Source organism: Mycolicibacterium bacteremicum (assembly GCF_002086115.1).
GTDB lineage: Bacteria > Actinomycetota > Actinomycetes > Mycobacteriales > Mycobacteriaceae > Mycobacterium > Mycobacterium bacteremicum.
Map to the genome: position 1 here is coordinate 256,187 of NZ_MVHJ01000005.1, position 22,044 is coordinate 278,230.

The 22,044-nt window shown below is 62.5% G+C and carries 29 protein-coding genes; 4 read left to right on the forward strand and 25 right to left on the reverse strand.

Annotation, left to right across the window (positions count from 1 at the left end):
• Genes BST17_RS08415 through BST17_RS08425 form a run of 3 tightly spaced genes read right to left on the reverse strand, consistent with a single transcriptional unit; the run spans position 1 to position 3,517 of the window.
• Positions 1 to 1,245: a DUF1214 domain-containing protein gene (locus BST17_RS08415; RefSeq protein ID WP_083057017.1), complete on the reverse strand. Its 1,245-nt coding sequence runs from the start codon at positions 1,243 to 1,245 to the stop codon at positions 1 to 3.
• Positions 1,245 to 2,396, reverse strand: a complete 1,152-nt coding sequence (locus BST17_RS08420) for a sulfotransferase family protein (protein ID WP_083057019.1) — start codon at positions 2,394 to 2,396, stop codon at positions 1,245 to 1,247. Before BST17_RS08420 ends, BST17_RS08415 begins: the two co-directional genes overlap by 1 nt.
• Positions 2,393 to 3,517, reverse strand: coding sequence for an LLM class flavin-dependent oxidoreductase (locus BST17_RS08425; protein WP_083057021.1), 1,125 nt, complete (start codon positions 3,515 to 3,517; stop codon positions 2,393 to 2,395). Before BST17_RS08425 ends, BST17_RS08420 begins: the two co-directional genes overlap by 4 nt.
• 429 nt (positions 3,518 to 3,946) lie before the next feature.
• On the opposite strand from BST17_RS08425, the gene BST17_RS29235 reads away from it, so the two are divergent.
• On the forward strand, positions 3,947 to 4,249 hold the full coding sequence (locus BST17_RS29235) for a DUF732 domain-containing protein (RefSeq protein ID WP_165762236.1): 303 nt from the start codon (positions 3,947 to 3,949) through the stop codon (positions 4,247 to 4,249).
• Between the two features lie 575 nt (positions 4,250 to 4,824).
• On the opposite strand, the gene BST17_RS29240 is transcribed toward BST17_RS29235, so the two are convergent.
• The 7 genes from BST17_RS29240 to BST17_RS29955 form a co-directional block, all read right to left on the reverse strand.
• A complete protein-coding gene (locus tag BST17_RS29240) occupies positions 4,825 to 4,980 on the reverse strand; it encodes a hypothetical protein (RefSeq protein WP_165762237.1) in 156 nt (51 codons plus the stop codon).
• Positions 4,981 to 5,321: 341 nt separating this feature from the next.
• The gene (locus tag BST17_RS08435; RefSeq protein ID WP_083057025.1) at positions 5,322 to 5,579 is read right to left on the reverse strand and encodes a DUF7427 family protein; all 258 of its coding nucleotides are present in this window, start codon (positions 5,577 to 5,579) and stop codon (positions 5,322 to 5,324) included.
• Positions 5,580 to 5,884: 305 nt separating this feature from the next.
• Positions 5,885 to 6,298, reverse strand: coding sequence for a putative phage holin (locus BST17_RS08440; protein WP_083057026.1), 414 nt, complete (start codon positions 6,296 to 6,298; stop codon positions 5,885 to 5,887).
• Positions 6,298 to 6,477 carry a DUF7620 family protein gene (locus tag BST17_RS08445; protein ID WP_083057028.1) on the reverse strand — a complete coding sequence of 60 codons (180 nt, stop codon included), beginning with the start codon at positions 6,475 to 6,477 and terminating at the stop codon, positions 6,298 to 6,300. Before BST17_RS08445 ends, BST17_RS08440 begins: the two co-directional genes overlap by 1 nt.
• A complete protein-coding gene (locus BST17_RS08450; protein WP_083057030.1) occupies positions 6,474 to 6,743 on the reverse strand; it encodes a hypothetical protein in 270 nt (89 codons plus the stop codon). The genes BST17_RS08445 and BST17_RS08450 overlap by 4 nt, the downstream gene beginning before the upstream one ends.
• Positions 6,740 to 6,961, reverse strand: a complete 222-nt coding sequence (locus BST17_RS08455; RefSeq protein WP_083057032.1) for a hypothetical protein — start codon at positions 6,959 to 6,961, stop codon at positions 6,740 to 6,742. The genes BST17_RS08450 and BST17_RS08455 overlap by 4 nt, the downstream gene beginning before the upstream one ends.
• Positions 6,962 to 6,973: 12 nt before the next feature.
• The gene (locus BST17_RS29955; RefSeq protein ID WP_083057034.1) at positions 6,974 to 7,492 is read right to left on the reverse strand and encodes an NUMOD4 domain-containing protein; all 519 of its coding nucleotides are present in this window, start codon (positions 7,490 to 7,492) and stop codon (positions 6,974 to 6,976) included.
• 74 nt (positions 7,493 to 7,566) lie between these two features.
• On the opposite strand from BST17_RS29955, the gene BST17_RS08465 reads away from it, so the two are divergent.
• Positions 7,567 to 7,950: a beta-sandwich lipoprotein gene (locus BST17_RS08465; RefSeq protein ID WP_083057139.1), complete on the forward strand. Its 384-nt coding sequence runs from the start codon at positions 7,567 to 7,569 to the stop codon at positions 7,948 to 7,950.
• Between the two features lie 44 nt (positions 7,951 to 7,994).
• Complete coding sequence (locus tag BST17_RS08470) at positions 7,995 to 8,141, forward strand: YlcI/YnfO family protein (protein ID WP_207573592.1); 147 nt, start codon at positions 7,995 to 7,997, stop codon at positions 8,139 to 8,141.
• Here the strand turns inward: BST17_RS08470 and BST17_RS08475 are convergent.
• Positions 8,138 to 9,151, reverse strand: coding sequence for a hypothetical protein (locus tag BST17_RS08475; protein WP_083057038.1), 1,014 nt, complete (start codon positions 9,149 to 9,151; stop codon positions 8,138 to 8,140). The two genes, BST17_RS08470 and BST17_RS08475, sit on opposite strands and share 4 nt — an antisense overlap.
• Positions 9,151 to 10,326 (reverse strand): peptidoglycan recognition protein family protein, encoded by a 1,176-nt coding sequence (locus BST17_RS29605; protein WP_234807585.1) that lies wholly within the window; start codon positions 10,324 to 10,326, stop codon positions 9,151 to 9,153. Before BST17_RS29605 ends, BST17_RS08475 begins: the two co-directional genes overlap by 1 nt.
• Before the next feature lie 47 nt (positions 10,327 to 10,373).
• Between BST17_RS29605 and BST17_RS08485 the strand changes: the two genes are divergently transcribed.
• Complete coding sequence (locus BST17_RS08485) at positions 10,374 to 10,976, forward strand: HNH endonuclease signature motif containing protein (RefSeq protein WP_083057040.1); 603 nt, start codon at positions 10,374 to 10,376, stop codon at positions 10,974 to 10,976.
• Here BST17_RS08485 and BST17_RS08490 read toward each other — a convergent pair.
• The 13 genes from BST17_RS08490 to BST17_RS08545 form a co-directional block, all read right to left on the reverse strand.
• The gene (locus tag BST17_RS08490; protein ID WP_083057042.1) at positions 10,973 to 11,275 is read right to left on the reverse strand and encodes a hypothetical protein; all 303 of its coding nucleotides are present in this window, start codon (positions 11,273 to 11,275) and stop codon (positions 10,973 to 10,975) included. The genes BST17_RS08485 and BST17_RS08490 overlap by 4 nt on opposite strands.
• Before the next feature lie 70 nt (positions 11,276 to 11,345).
• Positions 11,346 to 11,471 carry a hypothetical protein gene (locus BST17_RS29840; RefSeq protein ID WP_264002167.1) on the reverse strand — a complete coding sequence of 42 codons (126 nt, stop codon included), beginning with the start codon at positions 11,469 to 11,471 and terminating at the stop codon, positions 11,346 to 11,348.
• Positions 11,471 to 11,656 carry a hypothetical protein gene (locus BST17_RS08495; RefSeq protein WP_083057044.1) on the reverse strand — a complete coding sequence of 62 codons (186 nt, stop codon included), beginning with the start codon at positions 11,654 to 11,656 and terminating at the stop codon, positions 11,471 to 11,473. Before BST17_RS08495 ends, BST17_RS29840 begins: the two co-directional genes overlap by 1 nt.
• Positions 11,653 to 13,515, reverse strand: coding sequence for a hypothetical protein (locus BST17_RS08500; RefSeq protein ID WP_133053517.1), 1,863 nt, complete (start codon positions 13,513 to 13,515; stop codon positions 11,653 to 11,655). Before BST17_RS08500 ends, BST17_RS08495 begins: the two co-directional genes overlap by 4 nt.
• A gap of 9 nt (positions 13,516 to 13,524) precedes the next feature.
• On the reverse strand, positions 13,525 to 14,205 hold the full coding sequence (locus BST17_RS08505; protein WP_083057048.1) for a hypothetical protein: 681 nt from the start codon (positions 14,203 to 14,205) through the stop codon (positions 13,525 to 13,527).
• Positions 14,206 to 15,756 (reverse strand): collagen-like domain-containing protein, encoded by a 1,551-nt coding sequence (locus BST17_RS08510; protein ID WP_083057050.1) that lies wholly within the window; start codon positions 15,754 to 15,756, stop codon positions 14,206 to 14,208. It abuts the gene before it with no gap.
• On the reverse strand, positions 15,756 to 16,793 hold the full coding sequence (locus BST17_RS08515) for a phage fiber-tail adaptor protein (RefSeq protein ID WP_133053518.1): 1,038 nt from the start codon (positions 16,791 to 16,793) through the stop codon (positions 15,756 to 15,758). Before BST17_RS08515 ends, BST17_RS08510 begins: the two co-directional genes overlap by 1 nt.
• Before the next feature lie 80 nt (positions 16,794 to 16,873).
• Complete coding sequence (locus BST17_RS08520) at positions 16,874 to 17,260, reverse strand: phage tail fiber protein (RefSeq protein WP_083057054.1); 387 nt, start codon at positions 17,258 to 17,260, stop codon at positions 16,874 to 16,876.
• Positions 17,261 to 17,605, reverse strand: a complete 345-nt coding sequence (locus tag BST17_RS08525; RefSeq protein WP_083057056.1) for a hypothetical protein — start codon at positions 17,603 to 17,605, stop codon at positions 17,261 to 17,263. It lies immediately after the preceding gene.
• Positions 17,602 to 17,835 (reverse strand): hypothetical protein, encoded by a 234-nt coding sequence (locus BST17_RS08530; RefSeq protein WP_083057058.1) that lies wholly within the window; start codon positions 17,833 to 17,835, stop codon positions 17,602 to 17,604. The genes BST17_RS08525 and BST17_RS08530 overlap by 4 nt, the downstream gene beginning before the upstream one ends.
• Positions 17,832 to 19,370 carry a DUF7257 domain-containing protein gene (locus BST17_RS08535; protein ID WP_083057060.1) on the reverse strand — a complete coding sequence of 513 codons (1,539 nt, stop codon included), beginning with the start codon at positions 19,368 to 19,370 and terminating at the stop codon, positions 17,832 to 17,834. The genes BST17_RS08530 and BST17_RS08535 overlap by 4 nt, the downstream gene beginning before the upstream one ends.
• Positions 19,367 to 20,224 (reverse strand): hypothetical protein, encoded by an 858-nt coding sequence (locus BST17_RS08540; RefSeq protein WP_083057062.1) that lies wholly within the window; start codon positions 20,222 to 20,224, stop codon positions 19,367 to 19,369. Before BST17_RS08540 ends, BST17_RS08535 begins: the two co-directional genes overlap by 4 nt.
• A 26-nt stretch (positions 20,225 to 20,250) precedes the next feature.
• Complete coding sequence (locus BST17_RS08545) at positions 20,251 to 21,993, reverse strand: Gp37-like protein (RefSeq protein ID WP_083057143.1); 1,743 nt, start codon at positions 21,991 to 21,993, stop codon at positions 20,251 to 20,253.
• Positions 21,994 to 22,044: the final 51 nt, after the last annotated feature.

Consider the following 22,044-nt stretch of genomic DNA (forward strand, 5'->3'; position numbering starts at 1 on the left):
TCAGATCCGGTATCTGTTGCGGATGGCGTCGAAGCGTGCGTGTAGTTGCTCGGCCCGCTCTGCGGCGGTGACCCGTCGGGTGTCGGCGGGCAGCACGTTGTCCAGGTCGCTCAGCGCGACGACGGTGGTGCTCACCGCGGGTAATTGCCGGCTGCCGATGACGCGCATGGTGAGGTAGCCTGCGCCGAACTGCTGGGTGTCGATCCAGTTGTGCACGCCGGGGTCGTTGTGCGCCATCACCATTCGGACCCTTCCGTCGGCGTCGACGGCCGACCGGCTCGGTGTGTAGCTCACCGGCCGGTACAGATAGTCCATGCTGTTCCAGAACGCCCCCATGTTGGTCAGCATCCAGAACTCACCGGCGTCGGCGAACTCGAAGATCAGGGCCTCATCGGGTTTCAGCTCCCACGGCATGGTGACGATGAGTCGGCCGCGGCGGGCATCGCGCTGCTCGGCGGTGCCGGTGAAGCGGGCGCCGGGGAAGACATTGGGCTCGGGCTCGCCGAACAGCGACCCGATCTGCAGTTCGCGATCCGGCCAGTCCGTCATCGCCCCGGTGAGGAAGTCACCGGCCCACTGCATCGAGGCGATCACCTCCTGCGGTGTCGGTACCGGCCGCGGTTCGGCCATGTCGATGCGCTCGATGCTGAACTGCGCCGAGCGCTCCGCCCACGAATCGAAGCCCTGGCGCATGAACAGCTTGCGTGAACCGGGGGTGGTCGGCAGCCAATTCTGTTCGCGCGGTCGGCCACCGACGTAGAGGACGAAGCTCCCGTCGGGCTCGGTGACCAGGTCGTCGCCGGTGATATTGGCTTCGGGAGTGTCACCGAAGGGTTCGTGCAGGTTCGGGTGGTCGGCGCCGTAGTAGACGTCCCTGTCGGGCCGCGGCCCCTGCACGGTGAAGTTGATGAACCGGGCGGTGCCCCGGTCACCGGCTATCCGGTAGGCCGACGTGCCGTCGATCCAGGCCTGTAGATAGACGAAGTCGGCATTGTCGCCGCCGAGCTTGCGGGCCGGGCCGCAGAACGGGTGCACCACCGGGTAGCGGGTGTTCTTGGTTTCCAACGCGAGATCGTATGCCTGACCCAGATTCTGCGTCAGGTAGCGGAACGCGTCGGCACGCTGCAGGGCGTTGGCCGGTGAGGTGTCCTTGAACGCCTGGTCCCCGGCGGCCTTGAGCCGGTCGCAGAACTGATGCCACGCCGTGCGCAGCGCCTCGTCGTCCGCGGTGTCACCGAAGGCCATCAGCGCCTCGTCTCGATGTCGATGCCGAATTTCTCCCGATACTCGGCGAATTCGTCGTGCAGTGCCTGCACCGGGATCGGCAGGACGTCGGTGGAGTAGGTGAACTTGCCGTGCCGATCCCCGCGGTTGGTGACCAGGTAGTCGCGCATCGCCTGCTCTGCGTCGGCCGGGAAGCTCAGTCCGGCGAAGTCATAGAAGCCGCCGATGGCGGCGACCGGGTCGGTGACGAAGTCGCGGTAGCGCACGTGGTGGATGCGCGGGTCATCGACGAGTGGATCACTGAGGTAGGCGTGGAAGTTCGCCCGCGACCCCTCGATGGTGTCGGTGGCGTACCGGGTCCAGTCCAGGGTCCCGGCGAGGCTTTCGTTGATCTGTCCGAATGCCACGATCTGCGAGGCGAGCACCTGCACCGGGTCGCGGTGCACCCAGATGATGCGGGCGTCGGGGTAGGTGTCGAATAGTGCCTGCAGACGCCGGCCGTGGAAACCCTTGAGCACCCAGCGTTTCGGTGGCCGGGCATGCTGGATGTGCTGCAGCATCATGCGGTGCAGGGCGTACTGGGCCCGATGGTCCTGGGCGAAGTTCTGGATCGTCATCGGGACCCGCCACCACGCACTGGGATTGGTGGCGCGGAAATCGAAGGCCCAGGTGCGTTCGCATTCGGGCAGCCCGGCACCCAGCAGGTCGTTGTAGGGGTGGCTGATGATCCACGGCGGGATGCGGTCCAGGATCTCGCGCCAGTCGTCGTCGGCCTGGGCCCGGCGCGGGTCGTCGTCGGCGGCCGGCCCGGGTGGCGGTGACGGGTACATCACCTCCCAGAACCGCAGCGCCCGCGAGTCCCGGTCCTCGGCGAGCAGGGCGTGCAACAGCGTTGTGCCCGAACGGGGCTCGCCGGTGGCGAACAGCGGGGCGGTGATCTGCTCGTCGCGCAGCGCCGGATTCGCGTGATCGGCCATGAAGGACAGCCGGCTGGTGAGCAGGCCCGTGATGGTGTGCGCGGCGGCCCGCACCCCGGTGCCGTCGAGTCCGGCGTCGTTGATGCGGTCGACGACCTGCGCCACCCGCGCGGGCAGGGTGTCATCACCGAAGTCGTCGAGGCCGGTCGCGTCCCGCGCGTCGGCGATGAGGACGTCGGCGTCCAGAGGTGTCATGGCGTGCTCCCTGTGCGTGCCAACAGAAGGTCTTCGACCGCACGCACCTTGCGTGCGGAGTCGGCGGCGAAGGCGCGCCCGGCCATGCCGCTGTAGTCGAGCACCGAAACGACGTGGGCGCCCGCCTCGCCGAACGCGCCGATCTGTTCGGCGACCTGCTCCGGGGTGCCGTGCGGCACGACCGACAGGATGGCGGCCGGGTCGACCTGCTCGAAGAGTGTGAGCAGCCGGTCGCGGGTGAGCACGCGCGGATCGATGTCCTGGATGCCGCGCCAGCGCTCCCCCATCGGGTGGCGGTGTCCGGCCTCGGCCAGCGCGTCGGCAGTGAGTTGCAGCACCAGCGATTTCACCAGCGGGCGGCGCAGGATTTCGGTCAGCTCTTCGGGTTCGCCGATGAGGCAGACCACCATCTTGGCCGCGGTGATGGCCTGCGGATCGCGGCCGGCCCGCTCGGCTGCCTCCCGGATGGTGGCCAACTGGGCGGCATAGGTGTCCGGGCCGGCACTGCCGGTCGGCCACCAGCCGTCGCCGAGTTCCCCGACGAGTTCCAACATCCGTGGGCCGTTGGCGCCGATCCAGATCGGCGGCGGCCCGCTGGTGTGCGGCTCGGTGTCCAGCCGGGCGTGCGTGAGGGTGAAGAACCGGCCTGCGACGTCGACCGGTCCGTCGGCAGCCCACAGCAGCTTGATCAGCCGCACCGCCTCGGCGAACCGGCTGACCCGGGCGGACTCGTCGAAGCCGTACGGCGTCAGGTTTTCCCGTTCGCCGGCGCCGAGTCCGAGGATGAACCGGCCCTGGGAGATATGGCTCAGCGTCAGCGCCGACTGCGCGAGCATCACCGGGTGGCGGCGGACGGTGTCGAGCACGCTGGTGGCGATGCGGGTGCCGGTGGTGCGGGCCGCGACGGCACCGGCCAGCGCGACGGTGTCCAGGTAGCGATGCGGCGACGGCGAGACCTGCGCGAGGTCGGTGAATTCGGGGGTCCAGATCGAGTCCGGCCAGAAGCTCACCAGGTGGTCGGGCAGCCACAGGGAGTGATAGCGCCCGTCGTCGAGGGCATCGAGTCCGGTGAGGTCGAGCGGCAGGGTCGTCCGGAAGAACGAGGCCAGCTCCAGGGGCATGAGCGGAAATTACCGCAGGATCGACGCGGCGTCCCCGGAATGCTGTGCATTCGCTCAGCACAGGTCGAATCGGCGCCGAATGTGAATCCTCGACGGGTTCTGCCGCGTTTGACCGCAGAGCCTTCACACTCGACGCAACGAGAAAGGGCCCCGGGCGAAAAGCCCGGGACCCTCTCAATACGTGGAGCTAAGGGGATTCGAACCCCAGGCTATCAAGGCGAAACGGGTCCTGACCTGCGATTGAACACCTCAGCCGGAATCACCCAAGATTCCCCGACTCCTGCGGAAATGCGAACCCGTGCTGTCCGCGACAGCACGAATCAGAACGATCTTGACGCTGTCGGCAATATGATTCCCCGTATGGGGAGACGGGTAGCGGCCGGGGTGTTGGTAGCAGTATTCGCGACAGGGTGCGGGACGACGACACGGATGGATTCCGGCACTTCCGATGACATACCCCGGATTTCTCGTGTGCCGATCACGACACCGACTAAGCCTGCCAACCCGGACGCCGTGTTCGAGGCGGGTGTGGAGTCGCTTCCGATCCCGTACGAGGACGCGCGGCTGTTGGCGATCTCGTCGTGCCTGGCGTTCAAGCAGAACCCGGGAACCAGCTTCTCAAGCGCTGTCCGTCAGATCGGGCAGCGGCAGGCGTGGACGCCGGAGCAGTCTCGGGTGTTTCTGAATGCGACGGTGGAGGCGTATTGCCCGGAGTACATCGGCGGATCTTGAAATTGGGTGGAACCGAATGCCTGCCGGCTGCGTCTTTGTGTGTGTGAGGGATGAGACACGGTGGGTGAAACTAGTGTTGCGGGAGTTGGCGGTGGCTTTAGACGTGGACGACCGACCACCAGATCCGCCTGATTTCGGCTCAGGCCTGCGTTCGGCGTAGGTCGTCCTCCCACACGACTGACGCTTTGAACGCCGCAATGTGGGACGGGTTGATGCAATTCAAGTGGTCGCGCTTGAGGCAACTACCGCAACGACAGGTGCATATCGAGTCGAAGTACGGGGATGTTGGGGACTGGCCCATGCCCTCATTATACCGCCTAGCTGCGCGTTTCAGCGTTCGTCGGGTCCGGTGCGGATCCGGCAACCAGCGGTGAGGGGTGGGCCGTACACGGTGTCCCCGCAGTCGGGTTCCCGGCACCACCAGGTGGAGTGCCTGACACCGCAGTCGCAAGGGACGGTGCCGACGAGGACACGTCCGGGACCTAACCAATGCCCCCGCCCACAGGTGCTGGGGGCTGCTTGAGCCCACTGCCCGCGTGGTGTCAGGTACAGCTCACCGGGCTCAGGGTTGGGCATCAGGGTAGTTCTTCGACGGTGACACCCTGAGCCTGCGCGTACCGTTCCGCCTCCTGGCGCTGCTGCTGGGTGAACACCCGGTACCCCCGAAGGTCATGCGGAGTACGCACCAACAGGGTCAGGTCATGCACGGTGGCGGTGTCACGGGCAGGCATGGGCTCAGGGTAAACCCCGCCAACGACAAAGCCGCCCCGCGAAAGCCGGGTATGGCTTCCACGGGGCGGGGTACACAGAGCGGATGAAGAAACGCAGACCCATCGGGCCGATAGGGATTTTGGCGGTTGTCGGGCTGGCGGTGTGGCTGTACCGGAGACGGCGCTAGCGGGTCTTAGCCTGCATCCACTCGCAGTCGTCACACAAGACCGCTACATCCTTGAGTAGGTCTTCCACGGCTTCGTCTGACGGCAGGTAGCGGCAGCACTGAGAGCACCGCAGCGGCATGATGACGCAGCGATCCCACAGATAGCCAGGCAACCACTGCTCCATGCCGTTGATTCTAGGCCTCGGGGGTGACTGTTCGGCGTAGTCGTGCCATGGCGTGGTGGTAGACATCCCACTCCGGGGCGCAGGCTTCGGTGAGGTGGACGGCAGTGGCGAGGATGACCGCATCCGCCAGCAGCCGCCCCACCGGGGTGCGCCTGTAGGCCGCGACCCGGCGGGAAATCAGGTCGTCATCATCCCGCACCCATTTTTCATAAGCCGCGATGGCTGCTACGCCGACCAAAATGGCCCTGTCCCCGGTGCGTAGCTTCACGCTCCTATTGTCGTATGCGTCAGTAGGAATCCGTTGCGAAGACACGAACCAACAACGAAAAGCCGCCCCCGTTCAGAGCCCGAAGCTCTCACGGGGGCGGCACGTGCGACTTTGTGTTCCTACTGCTCTTTCTAGGAGTCGCTAACCCAACCCGAGATTTGATCCTACTGGCGGTTCACCGTGTTAGTGCGTATGCGAGTATCGCCGCGCCCGCCACCGTCAGCAGGCCAGGTACCACCACAGACCCAAGCCAGCCGCCACAACCATCACCCCGAGCAGCAGCATCCCCCGAACAATCGGGTCCCTCACAACGGCGGCAACCCGAGGTGCCGGGTAGGTTCATCCCGCACCCGCCCTTCACGGTCCCGCTGCTGCTCACGCCACAACGCAATATCCATCGTCACATACGCCAACGCGAACACCGCATAGATAATGAACCGGATCTGATTGCGGTACGGATAATCCTGCCCCACCCACGTGGTCGCGACGATCTGCCACATGGTCACCGTCAACAGGATGCTCTTGGCGAAGAAGATCTTCCCGATACGGTTCGACCACCACGACGACCGAAACCCATACAGGACGGTGAACACGGTGATGAACAAAGCCCCCAACGTCAACGACCACGCCGCAGCCCGCCAATAATCCACCACCAGCCACACATCAGCCAAAAACGTGACAACGATGATCGCCGCACCGACACCGTAGACGCGGTGCATCAACGCCCCCCCATCGCCTGCTGCAACAGCTCCGTAAACCCGTTCTTCTCAATCTCCCGACGCAACGCCTGAGTGACCTTCACGGAATGCTCCGCCAACGCCTCCGCCACCTTCTGACGCTTCTCCGTCTCCGCGAGCTGCTCAAGCACCTCCGCCCGCTTGCCCCACGGCCACTTCATGAATGATCCTTGGTAGCCAATTCATTTCGCACCGTCCGCAGAATCGTGGTAGCAAGCTCATCGGTGGCGTTCTTCTTCGTCAAAGCCTCAGTGAGCATCTGATTGGTGTCCTCAGCCTTATCGGCACGCGCCACCTGCGCGTCATACTGTTTACCGATCACCAACCAGCCCCGAGACAACGCCACGATCAGAATGACCGCGCCGATAGTGGCGATGCCAGGACCGCTGACACCGCTCCAAAACTCGGGACTACCAAACCCCGTCACTCGCCTGAACTATCGGGCTTAGGTCCGTTCTTCTTCTGGAACACCAACCAGGTACCACCGATAGTGGTTACCCCGAAAGTCAGCCACTCACCACCGTTTTGCGGTAGCGGTTGACCGTTCACAACCCAGAGGGTGGCGACGTTGGTGGCCAGCAGCGACAGGAACGCCAGGATCGACTTCCACGCGTACTTCACGTAGGCGTACAACTCAGAGTTCATAGCAGTGCCTTTCTATATGCGGGGCTGCTTAACGCCCCGGGACAGTCGTACGCATGTGCGGCACACACGGGCGCCACGCTTTGGGAGGATGTAGGTATTCGCAGGCGTAAACGCGTGGCCGCGCTTGCAACTCGTCTTGCTCGCGTTGCGATTCGTGCCGGCGCGAAGGGAGTCCTGAGCGTTGGCAACTTTGGTATCCCACCGCAAATTGCCGACGCTGTTATCAAGCGGGTCGCCGTTGTTGTGACAGGCGTCGAACTCGGGGGCCGGTCGGGGTCCAACGAACGACTCCAGCACCATCACGTGCACCCGCCGCCGCTCGCGGAAGTTTTCCTTTGACATCTGGACAGACAAGTAATTAGTAGGCGGCACTTTGTGTTGACGCATCATGCGTCCCGTTAGCCGCTTGAGGCGGCGGGACGCGCCGTTCGGGACTAGGCGGTCCAGCGATCGAACGCGGCCAAAGCTGGATACTTCATAGAGCCCCTCGAAACCAACTACCGGACGCCACTCTTCACCTTTGGGTGTCATAACACCATACTAGCGCGGTGTTATGACACCTGCTACGGTTGGTGCATATACACCTCGACTTACAGGGAGACACCGTGAAGAAAGCTATGATCGCCGCCAGCCTTGCCGCCATCGCCCTTGGCGTTGCGGGATGCTCATCGGACGCCGATGTTGCATCCGAGAACCTGTCCAAGCAGGCCGACAATTTCGAGATCCCCCGCAGGATCGTTTTCTTCAACGGCATCACCGACAAGTACCTGCTGGAAATTCAGGGGTATTGCTCCATCGCCCCGGACACCGGCCAGAAGAAGCTGGACGTCACATGCAAGACCCAAGACGGAATGCGGAAGCACTTCCTTGGCCTCAGCGATAACGTCTCGTACTTCGTAGAGCAGGTCCAAGGCGCCAACGTCAGCACCGACTTCTACGAGGTCAACTTCAAGCCTCAGTCGATCCTGCCGGACTTCGAGCTCCGCTGACGGTTGTTATGACACCTCAGCCTGGCCGTGGCACACTTCCGCGTGTGCCCAACCAGCCCCGCACGCCACTGCGGTCCTTCCGCATCCCAGATGAGCTGTACGCAGCCGCCCAGGCCAAGGCTGAGGAGAAGGGCGAATCGGTATCAGATGTGGTCCGGCGGGCGCTAGAGCGGTACGTCAAGCGCCCCTAGACGCCAAGAATGCGCGCCGTGTGGTCCACGCACGGACGCAGGTCGAAATCTCCATGCTCCCGGAGTTGGGCTACGCCGCGGACGCCGATGACGATGGCCTGGAACATGGACAGGATTTCGACGGGGTTACCGAAGCGCATGGCGAGTTCGCCGATCTCCTCGGCCAGGGTGTCGTTGCCGAACACCCGCCCCCGGGCTACAGCGAGGTAGACGGCTTGGGTCCACTCGGCAGCACCAGTGCCCGGAATTTTGTTGGTGTAGAGGTCGCCGTCTCGGGACACCTCTTCGACGCCGGGGATCGGGCCATCCAAGCAATCCGGATCCAACCCCTCACTCTCGGGTTTCGGCTTATCAGAGATCCACGACGCCACCACACCCCGAGGCCGGCGCGGGTTGCCGAAGTTGATGCCGCCCTTGAACTGGTTGTACGGCCACCGGCCCAGGTTCGGTTGGCAGATCTGCTCCCACCAATCACAGAACACGATCGAGCCTTGTGAGTGGGCCAGCACTGCGAAGGGGGTGTTCGGCGGCAACTCCAACGGATTGTTGACCAACGCGTCGAGTTGGGAGACGCCGTGTCGGTTGTTGAACGGCTTCTTCGTGTTGTCGTACCAAACGGGCTGCACATCCACCAACCCCCGCAACTCCAAATCCCGGGCGGTGAAGTAGGCAGGGCCGTCGAACATCCCACCCATATGGCCCTGCACCGTGAACACCACCGGGCGGGCCTTCGGAACCTCCGGCTTGTCATACGGCGGAATCTTCAAGTTCTTCTTGACCGCCCAATCCAGAGCAGTCGTCAACGCCATCCCGGGCATGTTGCGGACCTGACCGCGCGCGATCTGCTCATTGCGCTTGTTCTTGAACAGCAGCAGCGCGGTACCGAAAGCGACCGTGTATTCGTCCGTTTCGCCTAAACCCTGCCCGTACGAGTAGGCGCGCAGCTTTCGTTTGGCGTCGATGATGGAGGGGTCGCGGTCACCGATCTCACTCGGCGGCTTCCACGCCATCAGCCGTTGCCCTTGCCGAGGTAATCCACTACAGACTTTCCGCCCAACTGCGGCCAACCGTTCAGGGCGGGACCGCGGAGCTGGCGCAACACCTCGATCATCAGTTCGCGCTCGGTCCAGTCATCCGGGAACCGCTTCACCTTCGGGGGCTCCGGCGCGCCCGGGGTTTCGCCGGGGAACACGAACCCGTCGATGTCCTTCTGGACCTCGGCGCGGAACCAGTTCATATCCATGTTGCCGGGATCAACCTTGCGGCCCTGCGGCTTCGCGTACTCCTTGTGACCACACACGGAGTCATCGGCGCGCTTCCCGATGTGCTTCGAAATCGCCGCAGCGATGTTGCGCATTGTGATGATCTGCTTCTGTGGCCACGGACCCGAACCGCTGTAGGCGCACTCAAATCCGATGGATTGCCGGTTTCCGTCAGTGAGGTCTTTCCAATTGCCCGCGCCGGCATGGTTGCACGGGCCGACGGCAATGAGGTGGCAGGTTCCGTCGGGCTTGATCAAGCCTTGCGAGAGTGGCCCGGGAAGCCATCCCGAGGGCTGTTGAACGCCGTCTCGGATGGTTGCGACGGTTTCGTTGACGTTGCCGGTGTGGTGCCACATGGAGCCCCAGATGACGCCCATGAATCCGCCAGCTCCGCGTTCCTTCCATCCCGGCTCGACGATGAGAAGGTCGCCGATGGCGTCGCGGAGAACGTCTTCCAGCCAGATGGGGTCGCCGGAAACAGCCATAGGGTTCTCCTGATTCGTGAGCTGGTTGAAGTACGCCTGGGCTTGGGCCATGCGTTGCCCGTACCGGTCGGGGAATGCGCTGCCTTGGATGGCTTGTGCGTGGGCGCCGGGATCACCGTTGTTGTAGTCGCGCTTCTTCAGGCGTTCGAAGAACAGGCGGGCCGACTTGTAGGGGTCCATGCAGGTGGCAGCGTCTCCCCACCACCACGCGTTGTTACCCCACACCACTTGCTGCTGGAAGAGCCCGACTGACTTGCCGTCTGATCCGACACGTTCGTGTGGAAGCTTCAGTGATTCGGGGACTTTGGCGTTGGCGTACATGATCCAGTCGCATTCGACTGACACGGTGGCAAAGGCGATGACGATGCCGCGGTCCGTGATCCCCAGGTCACGTCCGGCTCGAATGATCTCGCGGGCGTAGTCGTCTTTCGTGGGCACGGCACGTCCTCTCAATGTCGGTCCCATTTGCCCTGTAGAATCAGGGCATGAAGGAATGCTCAGTCGATGGCTGCGAGCGCAAGCACAACGCTCGCGGTTACTGCTGGGGCCACTACGAGCGTTGGAAGAAGCTCGGGCATCCTGATATTGAGCGACCGCTTAATACACACGTTCCAAGCACCGCGTCCCTCGCGGAACGTCTGTCTCGGCGGATCCCCGACGGACTGTCCGACGATGAGTGCTGGCCGTGGCAGGGCGCTTTGGGGGGCCGAAAGCGCGACGGACGCGGCTATGGAAAGTTCACCATCAACGGCAAGCAGTACGACGCCCACCGGGTGTCATGGGAACTCCACAACGGGCAGCCCGTGCCGACAGGGCTGCAAGTAATGCATGCCTGTGACAACCCGAAGTGTGTCAATCCCCTGCACCTCACAGTCGGGACCAACCGGGACAACGTCGACGACATGGTGTCGAAGTGGCGCCAAACCTATGGTGTCCGGAACCCGAGGGCGGTACTCAACGAGGATGCCGTGGCGGAGATTCGCCGGCTGGGTCCATCACATGTCAACGAGTTGGCAGTCAAGTACGGCGTGACTCACGATGCGATCCGCTTCGTTCTGCGGCGCACAACGTGGAAGCACCTGCCCTAGAGTTTGATTCCGAAGCGGCGGTTGATTTCGTCGCGGATGTTGCGGACGAGCGGGTCGACGATTTGGTCGTCCAGTTGTCCGGGGATCATGTCGGTGACTTTGTCGACGCCGTTGACGGTCAGGTCGCCCATCGTTTTGGTGATCGCGACGACGACGGCTTCGATGACGATGGGGAAGCGGCGTTCGATCTCGGCTTGGATCCGGTCGCCCACGACGGTGATGAGTTCGTTGGCTTTCTCGATGACGAGTGGTTTGAGGTGGTCGGCGATGGCGTCACCGATTGTTTGGAGGAATCCCATGGTGGTTCCTTTCGGGCATGACCAAGCCGCCCTGGGTCGGGGGGAGGCCAGGGCGGCTTGGAAGACTGGGTTAGGGGCGGTAGGTGATGGTCAGGTGGGGGCGCACATGCTCCGGGAACTCCAACGTCAGCAGCGCACAGCCCTGAAAGCGCCGGTCACAACCCACCACACAACCCTCAAGCAGCAGATAGTGCATCAGTCCTGCTTAGGCAACGACGCTTCGAGCTTGGTGACCTCACCGGGCAGGCCGTCCACAAACCCCGCCAACTGTGACAACGGCAACGACACAGCATCCACCTGCGGACCCGGCGTTAACTCGTCGCCGTCGTCCCACACCAGCACTGGCTGCACAACCACCCGCAACACACGCAAACGCCTCACTTCGCCACCCAACCCGTGTTACCCGAACCCGATTCCTTGACGTAATGCGACGTTCCCGCACCACCATCCGACCGCAAAAACAACGACCCCACAGGCGCCGTCACCGCCCCTTCAGGTGTGCCGGTACCGGGGATGATCTGCGGGCCGTTGTTCAACGTGACACGACCGGCGTTGTCGGCCTTGAACTTCGACGCACTGCCGACCTGAGCATCGATCAGTGTCTTAGATCCGGAGCCGGTCGACGTTTCCGTGGCATTCACAAGCAACGCCACGTAGCTGGCCGTGCCGCTCTGGTTGACGGTAGGGGTCACCGCCATCATCGACTGGCTGGCGCTGCTCGCTGTGAGTGTGGCTGATGATCCCACGATCGTCGCGACACTCGTACTTCCACGTGCCAGCGCAATGCCGTTGCTGCCAAGGGTCAGTGTGGAGTTCGCGCCGTTGAAGATCAGCGCGCGCGCACTACCGGTCCCCGCGCCCTCAGTCGCAATGTTGAATGTGTTGCCGCTCCAGTAGAAACGAGCGCGCTCGTAGTTTGTTGTTTGATCGGCCGTGTTGTACAGCCGCACCTCGCTAGCCGCTGAACCCGTGGACCCAAGGTTCAAGTGGGAGCGCAGGGAAGCTGTCGCCGCAGACAACGCGACGTGCGCGGTACCGCCAGACTCCTGAACCTCGAACATGTTCGCCGTCTGCGAGGTGTGTGCCCGCAACCTCACCGGGACAACTGTGTCGCTGGAGATGTTGTTGTTCACCCACCACCCGGTGTTACCGATGGGTGAGCCGATGCCACCGGTCCCGGAGTTCGTGAACCGGATCAGCCCAGTCCCGGCGGCGTTCTGAATTAGAACGACATCGGTACCGGCTGCCATACCTGAGTGGGCGCGGGCAGTGACGGCGGGGGTTGTCGAGTTCTTCGCCCACAGCGGGCCGAGGACGTTGTTGCCGTCCGGGGCGTAGATAGTCCAGTTTTCCGTGCCGACGATCTGCTGTTCCAGCTTCAAACTGATAGCTGCGTCGATGGTGAAGCCCGCCGCCAAGGGTGGGATTTGCTGCGCGTGAAACATCGATACACGGCTGGAGTTTCCTGTCGGGGTTCCGGCAGTGTGGAAGTTGGCGAGGACAGCTGCGGTGTAGCCGATGTCATTGACTCCGCCTGTGACGACGAGGCTGCATTCATGTGCGGCGCTGCCGGTCCCCGGGTTGCTGACGTTTCGGAACCGAAGCTCTGACGCGGCGCCGTCGTGGACCTTGGCGCCGAGGTCGCCCTCAATGCGGTGTTGAACATACAACCCTTGAGTGAGATTCGTGGGGTTCAGTTCGGTGGGCGGGGCGATCCACAGTGCGGTCTTGAACGAGTTCGTGAATCCGCCGTTGATTTCCTGCTGGCCGGTGTAGACGTTTTTAGCGGCGGTGAGGCCTGGTGCTCCTGCTGCGGCGCGGAGTTGGCTTTGTGTTTGGGCTTGTACGGCGGTTTTGCCGACTGCTCCGGCGTCGGAGATGTTGTTGGTGGTGACTGACTCGATGGGGTTGTTGTCGAGGAACGCGGTGATGGCTGATGCGACGGCTTGTTGTGATGTTTGTGGGGGGAAGGCGACTGCTGCGGCAATCACTTCCCACAAGCTTGCATCTTCGTCGGGGACGGTGACGGTCCAGCGTTCCCCGTCGGGGTTTTGGATGACCGCAACACCCGGCTCCAACTCCGCAGTAAGAATCCCGCCGGTCACTTTGACGGGTTGTTCCGTGACAGTGATGATCTCCCCATTCGGACCCTCCCGATACACAGGCGACCACACACGCCACACACGGGAATCCCGACGGGAAGTAACATCCGCCACCACACCAGACACAGTGACCGTCACAAAAGCCTCCTAAAACAACGCAAAGAACCGGCCCTGATCCGCCGCCGGGGCAGCCGTGATGGCGACGCTCATCCCGCGATACGACGACGCCGACGTAGGTGTCACCGTCTGAGCAGCCACATTCACACCCGCAACGGAGGCGGCGGCACGCACCCACATCCCCACCGCCGTACCCGTATCCGCTTGTATCGCCAGCGAATAACCCGCAGGTGAATCCGTGTACGTGCGGTCCCCCGTTCCTGCGGTGACAACACCGATCAACAGCGACCCCGAACTGAGGTCCGTGCCGACCAATGCGGGGAATTGGTGTGTGCTCGAAGATGCTGACGCCACAGTGGAGAACGCATCAAGGTAGCTGGCGGGGTCACCACCCCTAACCACGCACGCGACGGTGCGCGAGTTTTTCGCCACGTTGAAATAATTGGTGGCAGTGAAGCTGGTGGTATTCGCGGCGGCTTCCGCGGAGGTAACCGGGTGCATCAGCCCCGTCAACGATCCCAACGAGTTCGACACCTGCGCGATACCCGTCCACCCCGACACAGTGCCAATAGAGGGGGTGCCAGTGTCGGAGGGGACCGCAGCGAAAATCACGATGAGGTCGTCGGTCTGCGCAGTGTAGGAAGTGAAAGTGGAGCCGATATTGCGGGTATTGGAGTTCAACCGGCTGTCGGTGGCGACGATGCTGGGCATTTACGCCTGCACCGCCACCGCGAGCACATCCCAAATGCTGTCAGTCCCAGAGTAAAGGCAGCCCAAAACCAGCCATTTGCCCGCCGTAGTCGCAGCGGGGATGGTGACACCCATCGCACGGAATGACGACCCTAAGGTGATAGCGCGGGACGTGCCGTCGTCCTTGAACTTCAACGTCAGCCGATACCCTTCAGCCGGTGAACCCGTCACCGTTACCGACGTGACAGCCTGCGCCAACCCCGAATCCGTAAGTGTCGCGAACGGAGAAGTCAACGCAATCGACGGTGCCGCCGTGTTCGTCACCGCCACCGACTGCGGCGCCAGAATGATGTTCGCGGTCCCGTTGAACGACACCCCATTGATATTCCGGGCCGTCTGTAAAGCTGTTGCGGTCGCAGCGTTCCCCGACGTGTTTTGGTTCAAGGTGGGGAACGTGCAGTTCGCCAAGTTCCCCGACGTAGGAGTCCCAAGCGCAGGGGTCACCAACGTGGGAGACGTGGCCCGGACAAGGTTCCCCGTGCCAGTAGCAGCCGCAGCCGCGACCCGGGCATCCGCCCGGGCCTGCGTGTAGTACAGGTTCGTTGAACCCTCAGGCACCGCATCCGTAGACCCCGGAGACGCACTGATCTCCACGAACGCCGAACCCGACCAACGATAAGTTTTGTTGTTGTCGAGGGTGACGTAAATCTTCCCCGCAACACCACCGGTCAGGGCGGCGAAGTTCGCGGCCTCAATAACGTCATCGACGTAGGACGGCAACAGGGCGGACGGGATGAGTCCGGCGCTGTCCAGGCCGGCGTATCCGTTGTTGGCGTTGCGTTCCGACGTCATCTGCGCACCGGCTGCGGCGACATTCGCAGCGTCGGTCACGTCAGCGAGGGCTTCGATGCCGTTGAGTTTGGTTTGGTTCGCGGCGGTGAAGTTTTTGTTCGTGGTCCCCGAGACCATGTTGTCCTGGGAGAACGCATTGCCGTTGACGTTCGAAGGGTCGTAGACCGCTTTGGTCATGTCCCCCGAACCGGACCCATCCGCACCCGGAGGACCCTGGATACCTTGCTCGCCCTGCTCCCCTTGTGGGCCGACCAACGATGCTAGCCAGGCGGATTGGGAGCCGACGAACCCGTTGGCAACCGCAACCTCATACGCCGACTCACCATCCTCCCCGTCCTCACCAGGTGCTCCGGGCTCACCCGGTTCACCCTTCGGCCCTACATCCACCGGGTGCTGGTCGAAGTATTCCTCGACGGCGGCGAACAGTTTCTCCTCAGTGGTTTCTGGGGGGATCTGCACGGCGGCCTGAATCAACGGCCAGAGGGTGGTGTCTGTTTCGGGGACGGTAACCAACCATTGGTCGCCGTCGGGGTTTTGGATGAGGCACGGACCAGGCTCCAAAGTGGCAGTCAAGTTGCCGGCGACGACGTGGACGTCCTGCTCCCGATACGTCACCACCGAACCGTTGGTGCCTTCGCGGTAGACCGGGGACCACGCCTTCCACTCCCGCGAATCCTTACGCCCCGTCACATCCAGGACGACACCCGTCACGACAGTCATCAGTTTTGGGTTCCTGCGATCCAGAAGGTGCGGTCAAACCGGCGTCCCCGCGCGGTAGAAGCCCGGACGCGGACGGAGCGGGTGACGTTGACGGTGCCGCCGTTGATCCACACCTGCGTCATATGCCCCGTCTCATCAAGGGCTTGGGAGAACCTGCGGAGTGAGCCACTGACGGTGTGTTCGACGTGGGTGATCCGATCGTCGTCAGCCAAATGGTTCGACCAGTCGAGGGTGTAGTCGTTGGTGTCGTCGGGGTCTTTCACCCACACCGGCATCGCAACACCGTCGGTGGAGCGGACGAAGTTTCCGGCCAGGATGGTGGAGGAACCGATGCGGGGGACTTCGTAGTAGCGGTCCGGGTGGGGTTCAGCGAAGCGGTACACCGAACCACCCCACGAGCCCGAACCAGCCTTATGCCGGCCGGCGGCGCCGAACGCTAGCGGCGCCGGATCAGTGTTCAAACCGAACGCACCCCACAACTGGGTGGACGTGTTGTGAGTGATGGTCGGGTTGACCGACGCAGCGCCCCGCGTCTCCCCCAACAACAACTGCCCATTCCCGGACGGTGAAGGCGCAGACGCCACCCTAGTTCCGGTGAAGTCGTTGATCTTTTTGCCTTTACCGACGAGGTGGGCGGTGATGACACGGGAGGCGGGCAGGATGGAAGGGACGGTGACACCGGAGGTTGCGACGTTTGTCGACCCCACAGCAGACACCACAGCCGCCTGAATGTTCGGGAGGTCCAAGGGTTGGGCTTGGGACCACACCCCCACAGTAATGAACCTGGATCGGGTGTCTAGGCCGGTGCCGATGCCTGAGTGTGAGGCGACGACCGTTCCACTGGACGGGTTCTCAACAATCCACCCCATCAACAGGTTTTTGTTGGACCCGAACAGCAGTGGGGTCGCCAGTAGTGGGAGTGGGGTGGCGCCGGTCCAGGTGCAGCCGATGGTGTCACCGGAGACGGAGGGTTCGCCGGTCCATCCGTATGCGACGATGCCGTACACGTAGTCGGGGGCGTTGGGGTTGACGTTCACCGACACATCGATTGTGTGGGATGTCAGGTTCCCTGCTAGGAGTTGGGTTCGCTGCGCGGCAGCGATTCGGGTGACGGGCATCAGGCAACCCAGTCCGTCACGGTCCACTGAATTTGATCAGAGAGTGTGAGGAGGTCGCCTTCGACGACGGAGATCGACTGATTCCCGACAAGGTTGCCCAGCCAGTTCCCGTCATCCAACGCGTCGTGGATGCTGATGTGGGTGATGGTGACGTCGGGGACGTCGATGGCGACTTCCATGGGTGCGCCGGCTGTGCGCCACACTCCGTCGGAGATCCGTTCGAACACGGCGGCCTGCCGGTCAATCGCCACCACGTTGGAGTTACCGCCGGATCCGGGGTCACCACTGTGCCACTGGATGTAGGGCTGGTTGACGTAGAACGGTTGGATGCCGAACGCCGCGTCCCACATCTGGTTGATAACCCAGTTGGAAGGTCCGAGTGCCATTTAGTTTCCTCCGATTTGGGTCCAGGGGAGCGTGGGTGCGAAGTCGTACCAAAGTGATCCGTCGGCGGGGTTGACGATCTGCCACATATCGACGCCTTGGCGGTTGACGCGGGTGGCGAATTCGCCGTTGGGGCCTCGGCGGGCAGTGCCGACGGGGTCTCCGGTGGTGGCGTGGTTGATGGCGGTGATGACCGACAGGATTTGTTGGGGGGTGATGTCACCGGGCGTCATGCCGTTGACACGTTCCACGAAGTCGTCGGTAGTAGGAACGCCGGTCGGCTCTTCGGATTCCTGCATTTCCACGGCGGGTTCGTCGTCCACGATGGGCTTCGGGTCCAATGTCATTCCACTACCCCCAACTTCGGCCACCCTGCGATCTCCGGATTCATCATCAAATTCGTGTAATAGATGCGAGCCCCACGCACCGTGACGTAGAAGTCCCCGGCCTCCCAACGCACACCTTGGGATGTGACGGGGGCGGCGAGTTCTTCTGCGATGCAACGACCGTCCGGGCTGATCCGAAGCAACCCGCCCGTCGGATCCTCCACCGTCTGGGACACGTTCAAATCGGTCATGCGGAGATGTCCTCCAGATTGTCGGGAGTGATACGCACGACCTGAAAGAACGTGATGTCACCATCTGCGCGGCCGAAGATCCGGCAGTTCGCCGTGCCGGTGAAGTACCCCAACGTGAGCACATCCCCCGGCATCAACGGGATAGCGAACGCCAACGTAGAGAAGGGTCCGACGTTGCCCGAGTTTGTTTGCACCCCATTGACAAACAACGCCACATACCCAGTGAGGGTGGTGTTGTTGTTCGCCATGTGCGCATTGACGATGTAGTTTCCGCGTCGGCCGATCGTCCAGCTCCCGGCAGAGCCATTCCACACCAGGTCGGGGGTGGCGTAGTCGAAAGTGTCGAACATGTTCGCCGGCAGCGTGTACATGGTGGACACGGTGTTGAAACTGACTGTGGTACCGGATGCCCGGAAGGCGCGGCCGATGGAGCTGAGCTGTCCCGGCGGCGTGTTGTCGGCCATATAGAACGCTGCGATGGCAGAAGGTTGGGCGCGGAACCACGTGCCGCCATCAGTTCCGGCTTCCCACGCTCCCCCACCACCTGTGTCCCGGTACCCAGAACCGAGCTGAGAGATGGTGCCGACCTCGTTGTGAACGTATACGTTCGCGCCGTTTAGAAGGATGCGGTACTGCCGGTTCCCGCCCGTCGACCCAGCATCGAGGCTGTAGATCGCGCCCGGACGAAACTTGTGGGCGACGGTGATCCACTTAGTCCACACACCATTGACCACACAACCCAAATCGAATGAGTCGATGTCGAAAATGACCTGGACACAATCAATGCCCGCATACGTGCCCGACTCGGCAATACGTGCGCGGATGTAGTTGTACCCGTACACCGTCTGCGTGGCAGGGAACGCAAACGACCGTTTTCCCGGCGAGGTGGCGAACACCATCGACACGCGCTGGAAATCCGACAGGGTGGTCTTCGCGTTGAAGACGAACCGGCACAACCTGTCCGCCGTGAACGTCCCCGGCACCACACCAGTCCTGCCACCAACAATGCCTAAAGTGTCAGTACCAGCACCCGAATAGAACTGGTCAAACTGAGACCCCATCGTGGACGCATCAGCCAGCCCCGTGAAGTCCACAAAACCGCTGTTGCCGCCCTGAGCATTCGCACTGTTCAACTGCTGAAGCTTGGCGACCGACGCCGCAGTCTCCGCCTGCTGACGGGCTATCGCCTCAGCGGCAGACTCCACATCCGGAAACAGCCAGTCACCAATGAGTCCGGTGAAGCCCTGCACAATCGCATTGATGGTGTTTGCGGTCCCCGTCACCGCATCGGTGATGCCCTCACCCACATCGGTGGCCCACTCAGTGACGTGCGACCAACCGTCATACCCATCACCGGTATCCACACCACCCAAAGCAACCGCAACATCCGCCCCGGTGCGCTCACGCTGGAAGTCCTGGGCCTCCTGGATCTCCTGAAGCCCAACCCGCGTATTGCGTGTCCGCCCCCCACCCAGAGGACGCCCAACCGCCTCAAGCGTCGGACCCCAATCCTCCACATCAGAGGTATCGGTCACGCCGGCACCATCAACACACCAAACCGGGCAGTACCCGGAGTCGACGAATACGCAGACGATCCGGCCTGCTTCTCCGTCCGGAAGTAGATGTTCGCGGTCTGATTCGCCAAAATCTTCGTCGCGGATGAGGTGGCCCCAGCGTCAGGGAACCCCACCAAAGACAGTTTGTCGGTGGCCCCGGCGCGGCCGTAATCCCTACCGACCACCGGCCCGTTGTCCGCGTCCAGCCGCGCGATCAGATCCACCCGCAGGTTAGAGCCTGATGCGGCAGCGACCTGCACCGTCCCACCCGGAAACGCATACCGGTCATACGGGGCAGCAGCAATCGGAACAATCGTGAGAGTGAAACCAGCTGTGGTGCCACCGGGAACGTTGTCCACCGTGGCAGGCCAATGTTGAGTCGACACCTTCTGCGGCACCAACTCAAACGCGCTAAGCCCCGGTGCGACAGCGGGAATCCACCCCAACAATGGAGACTCCGAAATGTCTCCCGGCGTGAACGTCGCCGTCCCTGACTCCCCCGTCGCCCCACGATGCAGGATCAGGTTCAGCCCATACACCGGCCCCGACACATCAGTCGGCTCAGCGATGATCTCCAACGACGCGGAGGCGGGGGTGGGGTCGTCGGCGTCCAACTCCTCAAACCCCGACAACACCATCGTCGCCGGGAACCCCGCATCACCCTTCGCCAACACATTCCCCAGCGAAGCCACCCCACCCAATGGTGCAGCGACCGCCAGATACATGCCCGACGACTGACCATCATCATCGATACGGAAACCCAGCTCGGCGAGATTGCAGAACAACCACCGCACACCGTCGCGGTACTCGGTCCGCCACAGAATCTCAGCCACACTGACCTCCAACAGGTTTCATAGTCTTAGCCGCCCGAAGATGGGGCAAGCGTGACCGTATTTATCGCGGCCATTGCCTCACTGATGTTGCGGCGCAACTGAGCCGACGGATGCTCCAACGGCTTCCCATCACCCATCTGCACCGTCAACTCACGAGTCGTCCGATTCACCTTCCCGGACACCAACTCGATGTAATCCGTGTACAACTTCGTCCGAGACGCATACACCAACGTCATCAACGCACCCGGGAAAATATCCCGCCCCAACTTGTAGGGGCCGTTCTGCCCGCGGAACGTCGCGATCGCCGTCGTATAACCCCGCGAATTCCACAGCACCGCGATGAACTGGAACAACGCCTCAATGTTGTACGGCGCCGAATTCGTCGCCGTGAACACCTCGATCGCGGGGTGGTACGGGCCGACACTGTCCCGCCGGCCGTAATGTTGAATCAGCTGGAACGCCAGGAACGAATCGTTGAGGAAGCCGTCCAGAATATTGGAGGGGACCCCGGTGAAGCCGATGACGATCATGACCGCGTCGATGATGTACTTGAAGAACGCATTGATTAAGTCGTTCAACCACTTCGGGGACTTGCCGCCGATGATGTGCTGCCACCCCAACGGTGTGTTGTGGACGATCTCGCACGACATCAGTGGGGAGCGTTCCCGCACCACCTGGCCGTCTTCGGTGATCACATTGTCCGGGGTCACCAACACCGCGTACGGCATCACAAAGTCGAGACCTAGACGGGGTGCGATGTACAAGCCTTCGGGGGCGTACTTCCCGTCCGGATTCAACAGGGGTTTTAGGGTGTCGCCGAGGATCGACCCCAACGCATCCACCGTGCCCCGGATCGCCGAATCCAGAATCGTTTTAGTCGGTCCTTCGATCTGGGAGCGGTCCTTCACCGTCATCACATACGTGGGAACTTCAAGGTGCGCCCATTTGTCGGGTTGAGGGTCACCGGGCCGCCACAAATGCACGCGGACGTCGACTCCGTAGGCGGGGGTGATCTCCTGGATCATCTGCCCCACCGTCGTCATCCGCACGGTCTTCACATACGGCGGCGAAGAATCCCGCAGGATGCCGGTACGCACCACATAAAGTGGGGTTTTCAGGATGGTGGAGGGTTTACCGTCCCGCTTCAACCCCTGCAACACAGTCCCGAACCAAGCTCTTACGTCAGGGTTGAGTGAGAGGGCGTTGTTGACGAACTCCCACATCCCCGACTGGATCCGAAGTGCTTGTTCCGCTGCGGCTGCTTCGATCGCAGTACACAACGGGGCTGCATACACCGCGTGGGAAAATGGCTGGGCCTGGATCGGCAGAAACCACGACGGCCAAATCACCAAATAGTTCAGGATGTCGTAGATGCCAACGAGTTCAAGGACATGCGTCCAAACCCCTTTGTCGTCCAGCTTCTCCCGGTGCCGTTTCACATAGAACGCTTCGGAGATGCCCTCGGTTTCGAGGATCACCCCCACCATCGTCTGCTCACACGTGCGGAACATCGGCACCAAATGGTGATCCGACTTCACCGTCAACGTGGCTTGGGGGGGCATGTTTCGGGGGATGGTGTACGACACTTCGATGAAGTCATTCACCCTGTCGACTTCGCGCCACAGTTTGTCGCACACCGTCAACGTGATCCCGGTGTCATCCGACGTGAATGACTGGGCGAGGATTTCGGCGGCCTCGGCTTCCCGGTAGCGGTTGCCGGTGTCGAGTTCCCGAGACCACCGTTCTAGTTCGGTGTCGGTGAGTTTCATTTCGGGCATCCCGAACTGGCCGCTTCACACAGGTGAGCGGCCCGAATGACG

Excerpts from the sequence above, each read along its gene's own strand:
- BST17_RS08415 (WP_083057017.1), bottom strand. The coding sequence starts at position 1,245 with ATGGCCTTCGGTGACACCGCGGACGACGAGGCGCTGCGCACGGCGTGG.
- BST17_RS08420 (WP_083057019.1), bottom strand. The coding sequence starts at position 2,396 with ATGACACCTCTGGACGCCGACGTCCTCATCGCCGACGCGCGGGACGCG.
- BST17_RS08425 (WP_083057021.1), bottom strand. The coding sequence starts at position 3,517 with ATGCCCCTGGAGCTGGCCTCGTTCTTCCGGACGACCCTGCCGCTCGAC.
- BST17_RS29235 (WP_165762236.1), top strand. The coding sequence starts at position 3,947 with ATGGATTCCGGCACTTCCGATGACATACCCCGGATTTCTCGTGTGCCG.
- BST17_RS29240 (WP_165762237.1), bottom strand. The coding sequence starts at position 4,980 with ATGCCTGCCCGTGACACCGCCACCGTGCATGACCTGACCCTGTTGGTG.
- BST17_RS08440 (WP_083057026.1), bottom strand. The coding sequence starts at position 6,298 with ATGCACCGCGTCTACGGTGTCGGTGCGGCGATCATCGTTGTCACGTTT.
- BST17_RS08445 (WP_083057028.1), bottom strand. The coding sequence starts at position 6,477 with ATGAAGTGGCCGTGGGGCAAGCGGGCGGAGGTGCTTGAGCAGCTCGCG.
- BST17_RS08455 (WP_083057032.1), bottom strand. The coding sequence starts at position 6,961 with ATGAACTCTGAGTTGTACGCCTACGTGAAGTACGCGTGGAAGTCGATC.
- BST17_RS29955 (WP_083057034.1), bottom strand. The coding sequence starts at position 7,492 with ATGACACCCAAAGGTGAAGAGTGGCGTCCGGTAGTTGGTTTCGAGGGG.
- BST17_RS08475 (WP_083057038.1), bottom strand. The coding sequence starts at position 9,151 with ATGGCGTGGAAGCCGCCGAGTGAGATCGGTGACCGCGACCCCTCCATC.
- BST17_RS08485 (WP_083057040.1), top strand. The coding sequence starts at position 10,374 with ATGAAGGAATGCTCAGTCGATGGCTGCGAGCGCAAGCACAACGCTCGC.
- BST17_RS08490 (WP_083057042.1), bottom strand. The coding sequence starts at position 11,275 with ATGGGATTCCTCCAAACAATCGGTGACGCCATCGCCGACCACCTCAAA.
- BST17_RS29840 (WP_264002167.1), bottom strand. The coding sequence starts at position 11,471 with ATGCACTATCTGCTGCTTGAGGGTTGTGTGGTGGGTTGTGACCGGCGC.
- BST17_RS08505 (WP_083057048.1), bottom strand. The coding sequence starts at position 14,205 with ATGCCCAGCATCGTCGCCACCGACAGCCGGTTGAACTCCAATACCCGC.
- BST17_RS08510 (WP_083057050.1), bottom strand. The coding sequence starts at position 15,756 with ATGACTGTCGTGACGGGTGTCGTCCTGGATGTGACGGGGCGTAAGGAT.
- BST17_RS08520 (WP_083057054.1), bottom strand. The coding sequence starts at position 17,260 with ATGGCACTCGGACCTTCCAACTGGGTTATCAACCAGATGTGGGACGCG.
- BST17_RS08525 (WP_083057056.1), bottom strand. The coding sequence starts at position 17,605 with ATGACATTGGACCCGAAGCCCATCGTGGACGACGAACCCGCCGTGGAA.
- BST17_RS08530 (WP_083057058.1), bottom strand. The coding sequence starts at position 17,835 with ATGACCGATTTGAACGTGTCCCAGACGGTGGAGGATCCGACGGGCGGG.
- BST17_RS08545 (WP_083057143.1), bottom strand. The coding sequence starts at position 21,993 with ATGAAACTCACCGACACCGAACTAGAACGGTGGTCTCGGGAACTCGAC.